The sequence below is a fragment of the Blautia sp. 1001283B150304_161114_C9 genome (assembly GCF_015668165.1).
Lineage (GTDB): Bacteria > Bacillota > Clostridia > Lachnospirales > Lachnospiraceae > Blautia_A > Blautia_A wexlerae.
In genome coordinates, this window is sequence record NZ_JADPGO010000007.1 from 67,303 (window position 1) to 85,543 (window position 18,241).

At 43.6% G+C, this 18,241-nt stretch carries 13 protein-coding genes and 2 pseudogenes; 7 read left to right on the forward strand and 8 right to left on the reverse strand.

Going from position 1 to position 18,241, the window contains the following annotated elements; all coding sequences use genetic code 11:
- Nucleotides 1–23: 23 nt before the first annotated feature.
- The 3 genes from gmk to I4V44_RS05515 are packed head-to-tail and all read right to left on the reverse strand — an operon-like array spanning nt 24 to nt 1,805.
- Entirely contained in the window at nt 24–647 is a 624-nt protein-coding gene (gene gmk / locus I4V44_RS05505; protein ID WP_055150107.1) for a guanylate kinase, read from the reverse strand.
- Nucleotides 640–912, reverse strand: a complete 273-nt coding sequence (locus I4V44_RS05510; RefSeq protein ID WP_008704535.1) for a DUF370 domain-containing protein — start codon at nt 910–912, stop codon at nt 640–642. The genes gmk and I4V44_RS05510 overlap by 8 nt, the downstream gene beginning before the upstream one ends.
- Before the next feature lie 11 nt (nt 913–923).
- Nucleotides 924–1,805 carry a YicC/YloC family endoribonuclease gene (locus I4V44_RS05515; RefSeq protein WP_118670018.1) on the reverse strand — a complete coding sequence of 294 codons (882 nt, stop codon included), beginning with the start codon at nt 1,803–1,805 and terminating at the stop codon, nt 924–926.
- Nucleotides 1,806–2,401: 596 nt separating this feature from the next.
- On the opposite strand from I4V44_RS05515, the gene I4V44_RS05520 reads away from it, so the two are divergent.
- The 3 genes from I4V44_RS05520 (at nt 2,402) to I4V44_RS05530 (ending at nt 7,240) form a co-directional block, all read left to right on the forward strand.
- On the forward strand, nt 2,402–4,147 hold the full coding sequence (locus I4V44_RS05520; RefSeq protein ID WP_196002451.1) for an Rqc2 family fibronectin-binding protein: 1,746 nt from the start codon (nt 2,402–2,404) through the stop codon (nt 4,145–4,147).
- Between the two features lie 144 nt (nt 4,148–4,291).
- Nucleotides 4,292–5,848, forward strand: a complete 1,557-nt coding sequence (locus I4V44_RS05525) for an ABC-F family ATP-binding cassette domain-containing protein (RefSeq protein ID WP_026650392.1) — start codon at nt 4,292–4,294, stop codon at nt 5,846–5,848.
- A gap of 27 nt (nt 5,849–5,875) precedes the next feature.
- A complete protein-coding gene (locus I4V44_RS05530) occupies nt 5,876–7,240 on the forward strand; it encodes an MATE family efflux transporter (protein WP_008704539.1) in 1,365 nt (454 codons plus the stop codon).
- Nucleotides 7,241–7,318: 78 nt separating this feature from the next.
- On the opposite strand, the gene leuS is transcribed toward I4V44_RS05530, so the two are convergent.
- Both leuS and I4V44_RS05540 read right to left on the reverse strand, forming a co-directional pair.
- Entirely contained in the window at nt 7,319–9,721 is a 2,403-nt protein-coding gene (gene leuS / locus I4V44_RS05535) for a leucine--tRNA ligase (protein ID WP_022381115.1), read from the reverse strand.
- 586 nt (nt 9,722–10,307) lie between these two features.
- On the reverse strand, nt 10,308–12,398 hold the full coding sequence (locus I4V44_RS05540; protein WP_055053442.1) for an elongation factor G: 2,091 nt from the start codon (nt 12,396–12,398) through the stop codon (nt 10,308–10,310).
- Between the two features lie 513 nt (nt 12,399–12,911).
- Here I4V44_RS05540 and I4V44_RS05545 point away from each other — a divergent pair.
- The 3 genes from I4V44_RS05545 to I4V44_RS05555 all read left to right on the forward strand — a co-directional run bounded on the left by I4V44_RS05545 (nt 12,912) and on the right by I4V44_RS05555 (nt 16,840).
- The gene (locus tag I4V44_RS05545) at nt 12,912–14,003 is read left to right on the forward strand and encodes a prephenate dehydrogenase (RefSeq protein WP_025576901.1); all 1,092 of its coding nucleotides are present in this window, start codon (nt 12,912–12,914) and stop codon (nt 14,001–14,003) included.
- A 119-nt stretch (nt 14,004–14,122) separates the two neighbouring features.
- Nucleotides 14,123–15,397, forward strand: coding sequence for a 3-phosphoshikimate 1-carboxyvinyltransferase (gene aroA, locus I4V44_RS05550; RefSeq protein WP_196002452.1), 1,275 nt, complete (start codon nt 14,123–14,125; stop codon nt 15,395–15,397).
- Nucleotides 15,398–15,850: 453 nt separating this feature from the next.
- Entirely contained in the window at nt 15,851–16,840 is a 990-nt protein-coding gene (locus I4V44_RS05555; protein WP_118330288.1) for a 2-hydroxyacid dehydrogenase, read from the forward strand.
- A 63-nt stretch (nt 16,841–16,903) separates the two neighbouring features.
- Here I4V44_RS05555 and I4V44_RS05560 read toward each other — a convergent pair whose 3' ends face one another.
- The 3 genes and pseudogenes from I4V44_RS05560 to I4V44_RS18150 form a co-directional block, all read right to left on the reverse strand.
- Complete coding sequence (locus I4V44_RS05560) at nt 16,904–17,281, reverse strand: hypothetical protein (RefSeq protein WP_196002453.1); 378 nt, start codon at nt 17,279–17,281, stop codon at nt 16,904–16,906.
- A gap of 60 nt (nt 17,282–17,341) precedes the next feature.
- Nucleotides 17,342–17,893 carry a flavodoxin family protein gene (locus tag I4V44_RS05565; RefSeq protein ID WP_196002454.1) on the reverse strand — a complete coding sequence of 184 codons (552 nt, stop codon included), beginning with the start codon at nt 17,891–17,893 and terminating at the stop codon, nt 17,342–17,344.
- A 57-nt stretch (nt 17,894–17,950) separates the two neighbouring features.
- Nucleotides 17,951–18,082 (reverse strand): annotated as a pseudogene (locus I4V44_RS18150) (DUF6783 domain-containing protein); the annotation flags it as partial.
- Between I4V44_RS18150 and I4V44_RS18155 the strand changes: the two are divergent.
- Nucleotides 18,020–18,193, forward strand: a pseudogene (locus I4V44_RS18155) (DUF6783 domain-containing protein). The pseudogenes I4V44_RS18150 and I4V44_RS18155 sit on opposite strands and share 63 nt — an antisense overlap.
- Nucleotides 18,194–18,241 lie beyond the last annotated feature (48 nt).

The window sequence follows — 18,241 nt, forward strand, 5'->3', positions numbered from 1 at the left end:
AAGCGGTCTGGGCCGCATGTTTATCATTTCTGAAATGCTTTTGTCTGTTTCTGGATATCCGCGATAAATTCTGCATTTCTGGATACTCTGGAATGTTCACTCACAATAATCTGATGAAGATGGTCTACGCATTCCTCTACAGTATCGTTGACAAGAATATAGTCATATTGTCCCATACCTTCTGCCTCTTCACCGGCTCTTGCAAGTCTGTCTGCGATCACCTGTGCGGTTTCTGTTCCTCTGCCTGTGAGACGGCGTTCCAGTTCCTCCACAGTCGGCGGAGTTACAAACACCAGAAGTGCTTCCGGTATTTTCTCTTTGATCTTCATTGCGCCCTGGATTTCGATCTCAAGGATTACATTTCTGCCTGCCTGAAGCTGCTCTTCGACATAAGAGCGTGGAGTACCGTAATAATTTTCCACATACCGGGCATATTCAAGCAATGCATCCTCTTCGATCAGTTTCTCAAATTCATCCCTTGTACGGAAGAAATATTCTCTGCCGTCCTCTTCACCGGGACGGGGTTTTCTGGTTGTTGCGGAGACAGATAATGCATAACCATCATATTTCTCCATGAGGCGTTTCATTACTGTGCCTTTTCCTGCACCGGAAAATCCGGAAACCACTACTAAAATTCCTTTATTCATGGGTCTCTCCCTTATCCTCGTTTTCATATATTTCTGCAAATCTCCGGGCAATGGTCTCAGGCTGAAGTGCGCTGAGCACCAAGTAATCGTCGCTTGTGACAATCACTGCTTTTGTCTTTCGCCCCTGAGTTGCATCAATCAGTGACCGGGTTCCCTTTATGCTCTGCACCATTCGTTTTACAGGTGCCGCATCCGGGCTTACCACTGCCACGATTTTCTGTGAATTGACTACATTTCCAAAACCGATATTAATAAGTCTTGCCACGTTTTCTTCCTCTATTCTACGTTCTGGATCTGTTCTCTGACTTTCTCGATCTCTGTTTTCAGATCAATGGCAATGTTGGAGATCTCCAGATCACTTGATTTGGATAAAATCGTGTTTGCTTCTCTGTTCATTTCCTGTGCCATGAAGTCCAGTTTGCGTCCGATGCCTTCTTTCTCTGTTGTGAGCATCTTTTTCATGTTCCTGATGTGGCTGTGAAGGCGGACGGTTTCCTCATCATTGCAGATTTTGTCTGAAAACAGGATGACTTCTGCTGCGATGCGGTTGTCGTCGATCTGTGTGTCTTCCAGCAGCTCGGAAACTTTTGCTTCCAGTTTGGTCCTGTAGGCATTGACTACTTCCGGAGAACGGGCTTCTACACGTAATACTTTTTCTTCAAGGCTGTCCAGTTTTCCGATAAGGTCCTTCTCAAGGTTTCTGCCTTCCTGTGTCCTTGTCTGGACAAATTTCTCACATGCCTCGCGAAGGGGCGGTTCCAGAGATTCCCAGAGTGCTTCCTCATCAACAGACTGTTCTTCCATGACAAGTACCTCCGGATAGCGTGACAGGGTGCTGACTTTGATATCGTAGTCAAGGTCAAAGTCCTGCTGCATCTGTTTAAGACAGGTGATGTATTCGGATGCGAGTTCTCTGTTGTATTTGAGAGCTCCGTTGTCCAGGGTGTAGTCTTCGTATGTGATGTATACATCAACTTTGCCTCTCTGGATGTAGGTTTTCATCAGGTTTCTGACTGCGCCTTCCAGGAAATTGAGTTTTCTGGGCATTTTGATGCTGAGGTCCAGGTATCTGTGGTTGACAGATTTTAGTTCGATTGTTATTTTTCTTTCTTTGGTCACGACTTCTGCCCGGCCGAAACCTGTCATGCTTTTTATCATAGTTTTTCTCTCTTTGTCTGTCTATTAGTGTCGGGGTATGTGTGCCTGTTCTGGTTTACATACAGATTTATTATAGTTCATTATAGAATGGGAGTCAAACATTTTTTCGTTGATGGCGGTAGGAAATGTGTGGTATACTTACAAGAGGGACGCCGCAGGTGGGACGCAGGTAGGACGCAGGAGAAAATAAATAGTTCCGAGCGCGGTTTCGGGGTTTAGTCAACTCTAAGGCTTCGGAAATCTGCTAAAGGCATGAAAAAAACAGCAAAACTCGCTTCGCTCAGACAGGTTGCTGTTTTTTTCATAACGCAGATTCCCGAAGCCTAAGAGTTACTACAACCCCTGCAAATGCGCCCGGAACTATTTATTTTCTCCTGCTGGCAGCTGGCTGTTGGAGGTATATGGTATATTCTTTAAATTGAACGGCTTTCAGAAAAGCTTATTATAGTTTGTTTGTCAGAAAGGGCTTTGCCTTTCTGACGTAAAACGTTAATTATTCTGACTAATTGATTTATTTTTTCTTTTCTTGATCGTACTGTCGTATTGATTGAGTTTTGATTATTTTTACTGATTATTTTTTAAAGGAGTGTTTTTATATGGCTTTTGATGGGATTACGATTGCGGCTATGGTGAAGGAGCTGCATTTGAATTTGGATGGAGGACGGTTTAATAAGATTGCTCAGCCGGAGGCGGATGAGCTTTTGATTACGGGGAAGGGGGCGAATGGGCAGTGCAGGCTGCTGCTTTCGGCCAGTGCTTCTCTTCCGCTGATTTATTTTACTTCCAGGAATAAGCCCAGTCCTATGACTGCGCCTAATTTCTGTATGCTGCTGCGTAAGCATATTGGAAGTGCGAGGGTTTCGGATATCAGGCAGCCTGGGATGGAGCGTGTGGTGATGTTTGAGCTGGAGCATCTGAATGAGCTGGGGGATCCCTGTAAGAAGGTTCTTATCATGGAGCTGATGGGCAAGCACAGTAATATTATTTTCTGTGATGATAAGGGGATGATCCTGGATAGTATCAAGCATGTTTCTTCTCATATGAGTTCTGTGCGTGAGGTGCTTCCGGGAAGGGAGTATTTTATTCCGAAGACGCAGGATAAGCTGGATCCGCTGACTGTGAGTGAGGAGGAGTTTTGTGATGTTGTGTGCAGGAAGCCCTGTAATATTTCCAGGGCTGTTTACTCTTCTCTTACGGGAATCAGTCCGGTTGTTGCGGAGGAGATCTGTTTCAGGGCTTCGATCGACGGGAGTGATGTAGCGCAGTCTCTGGATGAGGCGGCGAGGGTGCATTTGTATCATACGTTCCGCAGGCTGATGGATCAGGTTGTGGAGGGGGATTTTTCTCCGAATATTGTTTACCGGGGGGAAGAACCTGTGGAGTATGGTGTGTTTGCGTTCCAGCAGTATGGACCGGAGTATCATTCTGTGGAGTTTGAGAGTGTTTCACAGATGCTGGAGACTTATTATGCGACAAAGAATACGCTGACGCGTATCCATCAGAAGTCTTCGGATCTGAGGAGGATTGTGCAGACTGCGCTGGAGCGTAACCGTAAGAAGCTGAGTCTGCAGGAGAAGCAGATGAAGGATACTGCGAAGAAAGAGAAGTATAAGGTTTACGGGGAGCTGATCAATACTTACGGGTATGGGCTGGAGGATGGATGTAAGTCGTTTAAGGCTCTGAATTATTATACCAATGAGGAGATTACCATTCCTCTTGATCCTACTATGACTCCGGCGGAGAATTCCAAGAAGTATTTTGACAAATATGGAAAGCTGAAGCGTACGGAGGAGGCTCTGACTGAGCAGATTGCAGATACGAGAAGTGAGATTGAGCATCTGGAGTCTGTTTCCAATGCTCTGGATATTGCTCTGGCTGAGAGTGATCTGGCACAGATCAAGGAAGAGCTGATGGAGTATGGATATATTAAGAAGCATTATGACCGCAGGAAGGGACAGAAGGCACAGAGTAAGTCTAAGCCGTTCCATTATGTGACTGAGGATGGGTATGATATTTATGTGGGAAAAAATAATTTCCAGAATGATGAGCTTACCTTTAAGTTTGCCACAGGGAATGACTGGTGGTTTCATGCCAAGAAGATGGCCGGTTCGCATGTGGTCGTGAAGTCTAAGGACGGCGAACTGCCAGATCATATCTTTGAGATTGCGGGACAGCTTGCTGCTTATTATTCCAAAGGACGTACTGCCCCTAAGGTGGAGATTGATTATATCCAGAAGAAGCAGGTGAAAAAACCTGCAGGGGCGAAGCCCGGATTTGTGGTTTATTATACAAATTATTCGCTGATGGCTGAGCCGTCATTAAAAGGAGTCAGGGAAGTCTGATCATACTGTTGTATAGTTACAAATATTAAAAGAATTGCGGGAGCTGCTTTGCAGCGGAGTAAGTAATTCGTGGATGTCAGGTCAGGGGTGAAATACCTTTTGACCCTGACATTATATAACAATAATTAAGGAGAATTTCTTTTTATGAGTATTTTGAATGTTGAACATCTGACACATGGTTTCGGAGACAGGGCGATTTTTAATGATGTGTCTTTCCGCCTGTTAAAGGGCGAGCATATTGGACTGGTTGGTGCCAACGGGGAAGGTAAATCTACTTTCTTTAATATTGTAACCGGAAAGCTGATGCCGGATGAGGGTAAGATTGAATGGGCGAAGAATGTACGTGTCGGCTATCTGGACCAGCATTCTGTCCTTTCTCAGGGTATGTCCATCCGTGACGTGCTGAAGTCTGCGTTCTCTTATCTCTTTGAGATGGAGGAAAGGATGAATGAAATCTGTGACTCTCTTGGCACTGCTTCTCCTGAGGAGATGGATACTCTGATGGAGGAACTGGGAACTATTCAGGATACCCTTACCATGCATGATTTCTATGTGATCGATGCGAAGGTGGAGGAAGTTGCCAGAGCTCTGGGGCTTCTTGATATCGGACTGGAACGTGATGTTACAGATCTGAGTGGTGGTCAGAGAACCAAGGTTCTACTTGGCAAGCTGCTTCTGGAGAAGCCGGATATCTTGCTTCTGGACGAGCCTACCAACTATCTGGATGAGGAACATATCGAATGGCTGAAGCGTTATCTGCAGGATTATGAGAATGCATTTATCCTTATCTCCCACGATATTCCGTTTCTGAATTCTGTTATCAATCTGGTTTATCATATGGAGAATCAGGAACTGAACCGTTATGTCGGGGATTATGACCATTTCCAGGAAGTGTATGAGGTGAAGAAGGCTCAGCTTGAGGCTGCTTACAGACGCCAGCAGCAGGAAATCAGTGAACTGAAGGATTTCGTCGCAAGAAATAAGGCCAGGGTTTCTACAAGAAATATGGCAATGTCCAGACAGAAGAAGCTGGATAAGATGGATGTGATCGAGCTTGCTGCCGAGAAGCCGAAGCCTGAGTTTCATTTTAAATACGGACGCACTCCGGGGAAATATATTTTCGAAACGAAGGATCTGGTTATTGGTTATAATGAACCTCTTTCCAGACCTGTTACTCTCTCTATGGAAAGAGGAAATAAGATTGCGCTGGTTGGTGCAAACGGTATCGGTAAGACAACTTTACTGAAGAGTATTCTGGGGTTGATCCCGTCTCTGAAGGGTTCCTGCGAACTTGGGGAGAATCTTCAGATTGGATATTTTGAGCAGGAAGTAAAGGGTGATAACAAGACTACCTGTATTGATGAGATCTGGGCGGAGTTTCCGTCTTATACTCAGTATGAGGTGCGGTCTGCTCTCGCCAAATGCGGTCTGACTACCAAGCATATTGAAAGTCAGGTACGTGTACTGAGTGGCGGGGAGCAGGCGAAGGTGCGTCTGTGTAAGCTGGTGAATAAAGAAACGAACATTCTACTTCTGGACGAGCCTACCAATCATCTGGATGTGGATGCAAAAGAAGCTTTGAAGCAGGCATTGATCGAATATAAGGGAAGCATTCTCCTGATCTGCCATGAACCGGAGTTTTACCGCGATGTGGTTTCTCAGGTATGGGACTGCAGTAAATGGACTACAAAAGTATTATAATAATTGGTACATGAAGGGTTATTACAAATGAGTAAAGCAAAAACTGTGGATCTGACTTCCGGTCCGATCCTGAAAACTCTGGCAGAGCTGGCTCTGCCTATCATGATTTCTTCCATGCTGGGAACAGCATACAGTATTATGGATATGGCATGGATCGGACTGCTTGGTGCAAAGGCGGTTGCAGGCGTGGGAGTAGGCGGAATGTATGTCTGGCTCTCCCAGGGGCTTGCATCCCTGTCAAGAATGGGCGGACAGGTAAATACAGCTCAGGCATGCGGGCGCAAAGATTATGACCAGGCACGTTCCTATGCTGCCGGTTCTCTGCAGCTCACTGCACTGTCCGGCATTTTGTTTGCTGCTGTCTGTGTTATTTTCATACAGCCTCTGCTGGGATTTTTTAATCTGACCGACGCAGAAACTTATACTGCTGCCAGATCTTATACATTGATCACTTGTGGACTGATCCTTTTTTCTTATCTGAATCTGACGTTGACCGGACTCTCTACTGCACAGGGAGATTCCCGCACTCCCCTGCTTGCAAACTTTATCGGGCTTGCCGGAAATATGATCCTGGATCCGCTGCTGATCCTTGGCATCGGACCTTTCCCGAGGCTGGAGGTTGCCGGAGCCGCTATTGCGACAGTAAGTTCACAGATTCTGGTTTTTGTAGTGATGGTTCTGCGTATCCGGCATTCCAGACTGGAGCCAAATGTTTTACAGCATCTGAATCTGCTGTCTGTTTTTCCAAAAGAATATTATAAGCACATTTTCAGGATCGGGTTTCCCACAGCTATACAGGGAAGCATTTACTGTTTCATCTCCATGGTTCTGACCCGTATGGTTTCCGGTTATGGTGCCGCCGCTATTGCAACGCAGCGTGTTGGCGGACAGATTGAATCCGTATCCTGGAATACTGCTGATGGTTTTGCTTCAGCACTGAATGCTTTTATTGCCCAAAACTACGGTGCACGAAAAAAAGACCGTATCCGTAAAGGTTACAGTCTGTCATTTCGCGTTCTCACAATTTGGGGCCTGTTTGTCACTGCAGCTTTTGTCTTTCTTCCGGAACCAATTGCCAGGTTATTTTTCCACGAAAAAGAAGCACTGGATACTGCTGTCAATTATCTGGTCATTATCGGATTCAGTGAAGTCTTTATGTCCATTGAGCTGATGACAGTGGGCGCATTATCAGGACTTGGACGCACCAGATTATCCAGTACGATCAGTGTGATCCTGACAGGCTCACGAATCCCGCTGGCATTGATCCTGACACATGCGGGAATGGGATTAAATGGTGTATGGTGGGCGCTTACAATCTCTTCTATCGTGAAGGGAATCGTGTTTACACTGACATTCCGGCATATCAGCAGGCGGTTGCCTGAAAAGGTCTAAAGGTTTCTTAATACAGCTGGCAAACTCAAAAGAGGACTGTTCAGAAAATTTCTGTCAGTCCTCTTTTTACTGTTTCTATTATTTCGCAACAAAGTTTACGATCTTGTTCGGTACATAAATCTCTTTGATAAGGTTCTTACCTTCCAGGAAGGAAGCAATTCTCTCGTCTGCTTTGGCGATCTCGAATGCTTTTTCTTTTTCGCATCCGTTAGGAATTACGATTGTTCCTCTTACTTTACCGTTCACCTGTACACCGATCTCAACGGTCTTGGCAATTGTTTTGCCTTCATCGTATTTCGGCCATTCGGAAACTGCCAGTAAGCCTTCACCTCCGATGAATTCCCAGATTTCTTCGCAGATATGCGGTGCGAACGGGCTAAGCAGTTTGATAAAGATGGTAAGGTCATCTTTGCTTAAGTGTCCTTCTGCTGTGATCTCATTAATGAGTGTCATCAGGCTGGCGATCGCTGTATTGAATTTCAGGTTCTCGATATCAGAAGAAACTTTCTTGATGGTACGGTGGAGTTTCATCTCCAGTTCATCAGATACAGATTCTTCAGAAAGGATATCTGTCAGACCTGCAACACGGTCCAGGAACTTCTTACAGCCCTTTACAGAGTTCTCGCTCCATGGTGTAGCTGCGCCATAGTCACCCATAAACAGCACATAGGTACGAAGAGTATCTGCACCATATTCTTCTACAATATCCAGCGGGTCAACTACATTACCCTTGGATTTACTCATTTTATCTCCATCCGGTCCGAGGATCAATCCCTGGATGGAACGTTTTGCGTATGGTTCCGGTGTATTTACTACGCCAAGATCATACAGGAAATGATGCCAGAATCTGGAGTAGATCATATGTCTGGTAACATGCTCCATACCACCATTGTACCAGTCAACAGGCATCCAGTATTTCAGTTTGTCCATATCAGCCAGTGCATTTGCATTGTGCGGATCTGTGTATCTTAAGAAATACCAGGAAGATCCTGCCCACTGAGGCATGGTATCTGTCTCACGTTTCGCTGCAGCACCGCATTTCGGGCATGTGCAGTTTACGAAAGAATCAATCTTTGCAAGTGGGGACTGTCCGTCTTCACCCGGCTCGAAGTCCTTTACATCCGGCAGGCGCAGCGGAAGTTCGTTCTCCGGAACTGCCACAACACCGCAGTTCGGGCAGTGGATAAGCGGGATTGGCTCACCCCAGTATCTCTGGCGGTTGAATGCCCAGTCTTTCATCTTATACTGAACACCGGCTTTACCGATTCCTTTTTTCTCCAGTTCTTCCAACATACGCTCAATAGAATCTTTCTTCTTTGCATATCCGTTCAGGAAATCGGAGTTTACCATTTCGCCGTCGCCTGTATAGGCTTCTTTGGAAATATCTCCGCCTTTGATAACTTCGATAATGTCGATGCCGAATTTCTTTGCGAAATCATAGTCACGCTGGTCGTGAGCAGGTACTGCCATGATAGCACCTGTACCATATCCCATCATTACATAGTCAGCAATGTAGATCGGGATTTTCTTACCGTTAACCGGGTTGATTCCCTCAAGTCCCTGGATTCTCACACCTGTTTTATCTTTTACAAGCTGAGTTCTCTCAAACTCTGTTTTCTTTGCACACTCATTACGATATGCAGTGATCTCATCCATGTTTGTGATTTTATCTGCATATTTGTCAATGATCGGATGTTCCGGTGCGATTACCATGAATGTTACACCAAACAGAGTATCCGGTCTGGTTGTATAGATTTCAAGTTTCTCATCGATTCCGTCAACATCGAAGTTAACGAAAGCACCTTTTGATTTGCCGATCCAGTGGATCTGCTGCTGTTTTACATTATCCGGATAATCTACATCTTTCAGACCTTCCAGAAGCTTATCTGCATACTGGGTAATCCTTAAATACCATACATCCTTGGATTTCTGAACAACATCGCTGTGGCAGATATCACATTTACCGCCCTGGCTGTCTTCATTGGAAAGGACTACTTTACAGTGCGGGCAGTAATTAACCAGTGTTCTGTCTCTGAATACAAGACCTTTTTCGAACATTTTCAGGAAAATCCACTGTGTCCATTTGTAGTAGTCTTCATCTGTTGTATCGATCACACGATTCCAGTCAAAGGAAAATCCAACTTTCTTTAACTGGTTTGAGAATCTCTTGATGTTCTCATCTGTGATGATACGTGGATGTGTTCCGGTCTTTACTGCGTAGTTCTCTGTCGGGAGACCAAATGCATCAAATCCGATCGGGAAAAGTACATTATAGCCTTCCATACGACGTTTTCTGGAAATAACCTCCAGACTGGAATATGCTTTGATATGTCCTACGTGCATACCGGCACCGCTTGGATATGGGAACTCTACCAGACCATAGAATTTAGGTTTGTCACTGTTATCTTTGGCTTCGAAGACTTTGGCTTCTTCCCATTTTGCCTGCCACTTAGGCTCGATCTTTTTAAACAAGTATTTCATCTCTATACTTCCTCCAACATTTTGCTGTATGTGAACTACCCGGCAACAGAGTTACCAGGGCATCTGACTTAAGGCGAGATACCGTCTTTTTCAGGGTGCGTCCATGACACCACTACTGTTTGCTCCACTGAGCTACACAGCTGCTTTTATTATTTCCGGCGGTTTCAGTCCGATTATGGACATCTTATCCTAAAAATTTATTTTAATTCAACAAAGGCTGTTTGTCAATGTAACGTTTCGCTGTATCGAGTGTTTTTGCTTTAAAAATGGGTTACTGTTCACTCCGTTCACAGTAACGTAGCCAAAATTCATTCCAGATTGCCTGTGGCAATGGAATTTTGGCTTGTATGTCTCGGGATTTTGGCATATTCATGCCAAAACACCTCGCGGGATAGTGGTGTGTGAACAGTAACAAAAATGGCATTTATTTCGCATTTTCGAGTAATACACCACTAGAGTGTGTCAATAAAACGTAAAAAACAGGACATTCCGCATCTCTGCAAAATGTCCTGCCATTTTTATTTCTTAACTATATTTTAATTACTGCGCTAACACAAATTACTGCTCTGTCAGTAATTACCCTTTTTTATTCTTCCGCTTTATCTACCTTACTTGCTCTGGCTTCAATTTCTTTTGCCTGAATATCTCCAGGAGCCTGCTCGTAGCGTGCAAATTCATAGGAGAATTCTCCGCTTCCACCTGTCATAGAACGAAGATCTGTGGAATATCCATAGATCTCAAGCTGAGGTACATCTGCCTCAATGATCGTATTTCCCTGATGGTCAGGAGTCATACCCAGAACACGGCCACGACGTTTGTTCAGGTCGCCCATAACATCACCGGTAAATTTATCCGGAACAGTTACTTTCATAGATACGATTGGCTCTAAGAGTACAGGTGATGCATCCATAAAGCCTTTCTTAAATGCAAGAATCGTTGCCATCTTGAATGCCATTTCTGAGGAGTCTACTGGATGATAAGATCCATCATATAAGGTAGCTTTCACACCAACTACAGGATATGCAGCCAGAGGTCCTTTTAATACGCATTCCTGAAGACCTTTCTCAACTGCCGGGAAGTAGTTCTTCGGAACTGCACCACCAACTACAACCTGTTCAAATTCATAAGGTGTCTCCAGATCGCCTGATGGCTCGAAACGCATCTTAACATGTCCATACTGTCCATGTCCACCGGACTGTTTCTTATGTTTGCCTTCTACATCTGCATTCTTACGGATTGTCTCACGGAACGGAACCTTCGGTTTGCTCAGCTCAACATCTACTTTGTAGCGTTCTTTTAATTTATTCATAACGATATCGAGATGCTGATCACCGATACCATAGATAAGGCTCTGACGGTTTGCACTGTCATTTACTACACGAAGTGTCTTGTCTTCACTCATCATCTTCGCAAGTGCCTGGGAAATCTTATCCTCATCACCCTTCTTCACTGCTTTAAATCTCTTGCAGGTATATGGTGTGGAAAGGAGTGCCTTCGGATAAAGAATCGGATTTGCTTTTGTCGCAAGGCTGTCACCAGTCTGTACGCTGTTTAATTTGGCAATTGCACCAATATCACCGGCATGAAGTTCCGGAACCTCGATCGGTTTGGATCCTTCAAGTACATATAATTTATTCAGACGTTCTTCTTCGCCTTTCTCTACGTTTAATAAAGTGTCATCGGATTTGATAACACCGGAGCATACTTTAATAAGAGAATATTTGCCAAGGAACGGGTCTGCAATTGTTTTCCACACATATGCGGATTTCACTTTCGTGAAATCGTAGTTTGCTTCGAAGATCTCATTTGTCTTCTGAGCGATTCCGTTGCAGGAGCGTTTGTCCGGACTTGGGAAATATCCGCAGATATCATCCAGTAAGTTGGATACACCGCGAAGATTGATCGGTGAGCCCATGCATACAGGTACGATAGATGCTTCCTGTACGTTCATTGCAAGTGCTGCGGAAACCTCTGTTACCGAGAATGTATCACCTTCAAAATAACGGTCCATGAATTCCTCGCTGGTCTCTGCAACAGATTCCATAAGGATATCGTGATATTTCTCCAGATATTCATCCAGGTATTCAGGAATCGGGCATTCCTCTTTCTTACCTTTATCTATGTACTTACGTCCTGCCTGTTTTACAACATTTACATATCCTACAAATTTGCCGTCTTCACGAATCGGGAAGTGAAGCGGTGCGATCTTCTTGCCGTAGAGTTCAGTGAGCTGTTCTACTACTTTACGGTAGCTGACATCATCTACGTCCATATCTGTGACAAAGATCATTCTCGGAAGTTTATATTTCTCACATAAGTTCCATGCCTTCTGTGTTCCAACCTGAACGCCTGCTTTACCGGAAACTACAATGATCGCTGCATCTGCTGCGCTTACTGCTTCTTCTACTTCGCCTACGAAATCGAAATATCCGGGAGTATCCAGCACATTGATCTTTACCTTATCCCACGGTACCGGGATCAATGTGGTAGAAATGGAAAAATGTCTCTTAATCTCTTCTTTGTCATAATCGCTGACAGTATTTCCGTCTTCTACTCTTCCGAGACGGTTAGTCATTCCTGCTAAGTAAGCCATTGCTTCTGCCAGTGTAGTTTTGCCAGCGCCCCCATGACCTAAAAGGACTACATTTCTAATTCGGTCAGTTCTAAATACATCCATGTTGCGTACCTCCCTGTTTGTCTGTTATGTTATTGCCGCCTGTAACGTCCGCAGCAACGATATGGCTATATATTACTAAATTTTTTTATATTTTTCAAGTATTTTATGAAATTTTAACATCTTTTTTTGTGAACTTCTTGTAAATTGATGAGCATTTTATATATTTTCAGTAATTTTTACGGATCTCGACTGTGAATTTTATCTCAAGTGCGCAGCTGGCTGACTGATTTTGATTGTACGAATATTTATAGTGCATTGTTTTTTTCAGTTGACTATAGCAGTCCTCGTAACCGGAGCGTGTTTGAGACAGTTCAACAGAGTGTGAAAGACCGTGGAGATATCTTCATATGATACGGCGTTCGCTTTGTCGCTTTAAATTATTTATGTATAAAAGTGCCGTATGAATTGACTTTTCAAATCATATCCTTTAAAATAGTAAATTATGAAATCATGTAACTGTTCCGTATTTTCACAGTTACGAATAATGTTACCTGAAAGGATGCAAAAACCACTATGAAAACTATCGGTTTTATCGGTCTCGGACTGATTGGCGGATCAATTGCCAAGGCCATCCGAAAATACCATGAAGACTACCGACTTCTTGCTTATGATCAGGATCGGGAAACACTTGCTGCAGCAGTAAGCAGCAATATGATCGATGCTGTATGCGAAGAACATGATGAACGTTTCAGGAGCTGCGATTATATTTTCCTGTGTGCTCCTGTAGAATTTAATGTAAAATATCTTGAATATTTCAAAGACAATATCGGTCCTGACACGATCCTCACAGATGTTGGAAGTGTCAAGGGCATTATCCATAAAGAAGTAGAACGTCTTGGAATGGAATCCCGTTTTATCGGAGGTCATCCAATGGCCGGTTCTGAGAAGACCGGATTCGAAGCTTCCAGTGACCGTCTGATTGAGAATGCTTACTATATTATTACTCCGGGCGGTGAAGTTGCACTGGAACGCCTGACAGATTTCACAGAGATGATCTCTTCCCTTGGTGCGATCCCGATGGTCCTTACAAGTGAAGAACACGATTTCATCACTGCCGGAGTCAGCCATCTGCCTCATATTATCGCTTCTGCACTGGTAAATCTTGTCAATATGCTGGACAGCGATCAGGAATATATGAAAACGATTGCAGCCGGAGGTTTCCGTGATATCACACGTATTGCTTCTTCTTCTCCAATTATGTGGGAGCAGATCTGTGTGGAAAATAATCAGAATATCTCCAATGTTCTGGATGACTACATCCGCCTGCTGGTTCAGATCAAATGTTTTGTGGATAACAAGGACTCCAGGAGTCTGTATCAGATGTTTGCAAGTTCCAGGGATTACCGTGATTCTATTGATGTGGTAGACAATGGTCTGCTGAAAAAGGCTTATGTCCTGTATCTTGATATTGCGGATGAGGCCGGCGGTATTGCTACGATTGCCACTATCCTTGCGATGGAGAAGATCAGCATTAAAAATATCGGTATCATTCACAACCGTGAATTCGAGGAAGGTGTCCTCAAAATTGAATTCTACGACGGAATCTCTATGGAAAAGGGTGCCGCACTCCTTAAGAAAAGAAATTATATTGTCTACGAGCGTTAGAGCGTGTCTAAACAGATCACACTTTGACATTCATTTCAAAAATATTTTGTCAAAAGCAGATTGCTATAAATAGCTGCAGGGAAATACAGAAATATTATAAAAACAGGCAGGAATCAAACATGGAAATAAAAAAACAGACAAACCTCAGAGGAGAACTCACTGTACCCGGAGATAAATCCATTTCCCATCGTGCAGTCATGTTCGGTTCTCTTGCACAGGGTACTACAAAGATCACACATTTTCTTGAGGGAGCTGACTGTCTCTCTACTATCTCCTGTTTCCGGAAAATGGGAATCGATATTGAAAGAAATGCTTCCGAAATCCTCGTTCATGGAAAGGGACTTCACGGACTCAGTGCTCCGTCTGAAACTCTGGATGTGGGAAACAGCGGGACTACCACAAGACTGATCTCCGGAATTCTGGCAGGACAGTCTTTTACCAGCGAATTAAACGGCGACGCTTCCATTCAGTCCCGTCCAATGAAAAGGATTATGACTCCTCTTCTGTCTATGGGCGCTGATATCGTAAGTCTTAGAGGCAATGGATGCGCACCTTTGCGTATTACAGGAAAGCCTTTACATGCCGCTCATTATCAGTCACCGGTTGCTTCCGCACAGGTAAAATCCTGCGTGCTTCTGGCTGGTATGTATGCAGATGGGATCACCAGCGTTACTGAGCCGGTACTTTCCAGAAATCATACGGAGATCATGCTGAATTATTTCGGCGCAAATGTGACTTCCCAGGGAACAACTGCTTCTATTGAATCGGAGCCTGTACTGAACGGACGCGAGATTAAAGTTCCCGGAGATATTTCTTCTGCTGCTTACTTTATCGCAGCAGGGCTTCTTACTCCCGGAAGTGAGATTCTTCTTAAAAATGTAGGCATTAATCCAACCAGAGACGGAATGCTTCGTGTATGCAAGGCTATGGGGGCTGATATTACTCTGCTGAATGCAAGTACAGAGGGTGAGCCTACCGCTGACCTGCTGATCCGCACAAGCAGTCTTCACGGAACCACTGTTGAAGGTGAGATCATCCCCACACTGATCGATGAAATCCCGATGATCGCTGTAATGGCAGCTTTTGCAGAGGGGACTACTGTTATCAGGGACGCACATGAGCTGAAGGTAAAAGAATCCGACCGTATCGCAGTGGTAACAGAAGGGCTGAAACGCATGGGAGCTGATATTCAGCCGACTGATGACGGAATGATCATCCATGGAGGAAAGCCACTTCATGGTGCCGAGATCAATTCTTATCTTGATCACCGTATTGCCATGTCCTTTGCTGTTGCAGGTACAATTTGTGACGGTACACTTACTATCAAAGATGGGGACTGCGTTAAAATTTCCTATCCGGAATTCTATGAAGATCTGTACTCTCTCGGAAAATAGCAACTGTCATTTATAATTATGCTGCTGTCAACATATCATTTTTTTATGTTTGTTGACAGCAGCATAATTTTTACTGTTCACCGGTAATATCCCGCAAAATGTTTTTTATCCTGCATATCTTTTGTCTTTCTGTACATACTTTTCATAATAAAACATAATTTGCAATTCCTATTTACAGTATCTTCATACTCTCTCAGATTGTATTTTTATAGATACTTGAGAAATTTTATCCAAAATAGTCTTTTCTTTTTCCGATAAATCGGTTATAATGTGAATCGTCAGAAGATTGTTATTATTTTAACATTATTCGATTTGTTTTACTATAGCAGGATTTCACACTCTGATGGTCTGGATTAAGATGCATTATTTATGAGGATTGCTATAAACACTGATATTATAATTTTCACGGTGAGTATACCATACAGGTATACAGCCAGAGAGGAGCTAACATTTATGAAAATCTTATTTTACGGCACAAAAAACTACGACGAAGAATTTTTCGAGAAGCTTCTTCCTTCCTATCCGGGAATTACAATTAAATTTACTGAAGCAAATATTCACGAAGAAACTGCTTCCCTTGCAAAAGGATATGAGGCAATCTGCGCTTTTGTAAACGCTGATCTGAGCACTCCTGTTATCGAAGAACTGAATGCTCAGGGTGTAAAACTGATCCTTATGCGTTGCGCAGGATATAACAATGTAGATCTGGAAACTGCTCACAAATTCGGAATGAAGGTTCTGCGTGTTCCGGGATATTCTCCGGAAGCTGTGGCTGAGCATGCAATGGCACTTGCGCTGACCGCAAACCGCCACACACATAAAGCATACATCAAATGCCGCGAAAACAACTTCTCTTTAAGTGGTCTGATGGGACTTAATTTCTATCAGAAAACTGCCGGAATCATTGGTACCGGAAAAATTGGCCAGGCAATGGCAAAAATCTGCAAAGGTTTTGGTATGAGAGTTATCGCTTACGATCTTTTCCCGAATAAGAACCTGGATTATCTGGAATATGTATCTCTGGATGAGCTTCTGGCAACCAGTGATCTCATCAGTCTTCACTGCCCGCTTACAGAAGAAACCAAACACATCATCAATGAAGAAACTATCGCCAAAATGAAAGATGGTGTAATTCTTGTAAACACTTCCCGCGGCGGCCTGATCAAGACAGAGGACCTGATCTCCGGAATCCGTGATCATAAGTTCTTTGCAGTAGGACTGGATGTTTATGAAGAAGAAACTGATTTCGTATTCGAGGATATGTCCGAGCGTATTCTGCAGAGCTCCATTACCCAGCGCCTGCTCTCCTTCCCGAATGTAGTGATGACTTCTCATCAGGGATTCTTTACAAAAGAAGCACTGACTAACATTGCCGAGACTACTCTCGAAAATGCGAAAGCATTTATGGATGGGAACGAACTGAAGAACGAGGTTCTTTCCTGATAATTACAGAAATATGATCAGGGGGCTGTCGCAATAATAATTCCAGCGACAGCCCCCTTGTGATTATTTTTCAGTTTTCGTTTTAGTTTCTGATTTCGTTGTATCTGCAGAATCTGATGTTTCAGTTTTATCCGCAGATTTTTTTGCAGAAGAATCTGAAGTTTCTGCTTTATCTGTATTTTCCGTTTTATCTGTAGTTTCTGTTGCATCTGTAGTATCTGTAATGTCAGCGGTTTCTTCCTCAGGCTCATCAATCTGTTTCATATCCTCGTCAAAAGTATCTGCATCCATTTCATTCAGCTCTTCTTCTGTCAGCGGTTCAAGATCCTCCTGATAAATTTCCTTATTTGTAATATCATCTTCTGACTTCTTCCCACATCCGGCAAGACCGATGGATGCCAGAAGCATTCCTGTAATCATAAAGTATTTTATTTTTTTCATTTTAATCATCCTTTCGTCTGTTCCACATAACACAAATGGTGTTTCATTTTCAGATAATATTTATTCTGCTGTTCTCAATCTGCCTGCCAGATCTTTTATTTCCTGTATGATATCTTCTCTGTCTCTGACCGGCACTTTATCTGTACGGTTCACATATACAGTCCCCAGACTGTCACAGCTCATCTGACGAAGCAGCATCTCTGCCGTACTTTCCGCTTTTTCTCTGGGTCCGATACTTCCTGCTGTCAGCAGAACTGCTCCTGTTTTCTTCTTAGGAACAGGTTCTTCTTTACGGATATATCTTGCACTGAAATAGGTCTGCAGTCTGCTCATCACAGCAAGAAGCATTCCCGTAACCTCCTCAAAATATACAGGAGATGCCATAATAATATGGTCACAATCTTCAATGTACGAAAGAACCTCCTGCCATTCATCTTTGACTGCGCATCCTGCATGGTCAAAACACCATCTGCAGTCTATACACGGTCGGATATCTGCCCTGTAGGCATTAACCACCTTAAAATCCCCTCCAAGATTTTCCTGCAGAGTCCGGATCATATATGCAGTTTCACCGTTCTTTCGCGGTGAACCGTTGAATATCAATGTTTTCATCTTTATTTTTCCTCATATTCTTTCCTGAGAAGTGCTATCTCACGTACCCATCTCTCATTATCTTTGAGTGCTTTCAGAGCATGTTTCATACGCTTTAGAGCGTGTCTGAAAAAGGCTTTCTGCAAGATGTGCGTCACAATTTGTGGGATATTTTGCCCGAATGAGGGCGCCGTAGCGGGCTACGGCAACTGAATTCGGGTGAAATATCCCGCAAAGTGGGGCGTGCAGATTGCGGGAATGATTTTTCAGACACGCTCTAGGATAACACATCTCTTTTTTCTGTCTGTAATATTTATGTAACCTTTTGTCATGGTATTATAACAAAAATACGGTTTTATGAAAAGACTT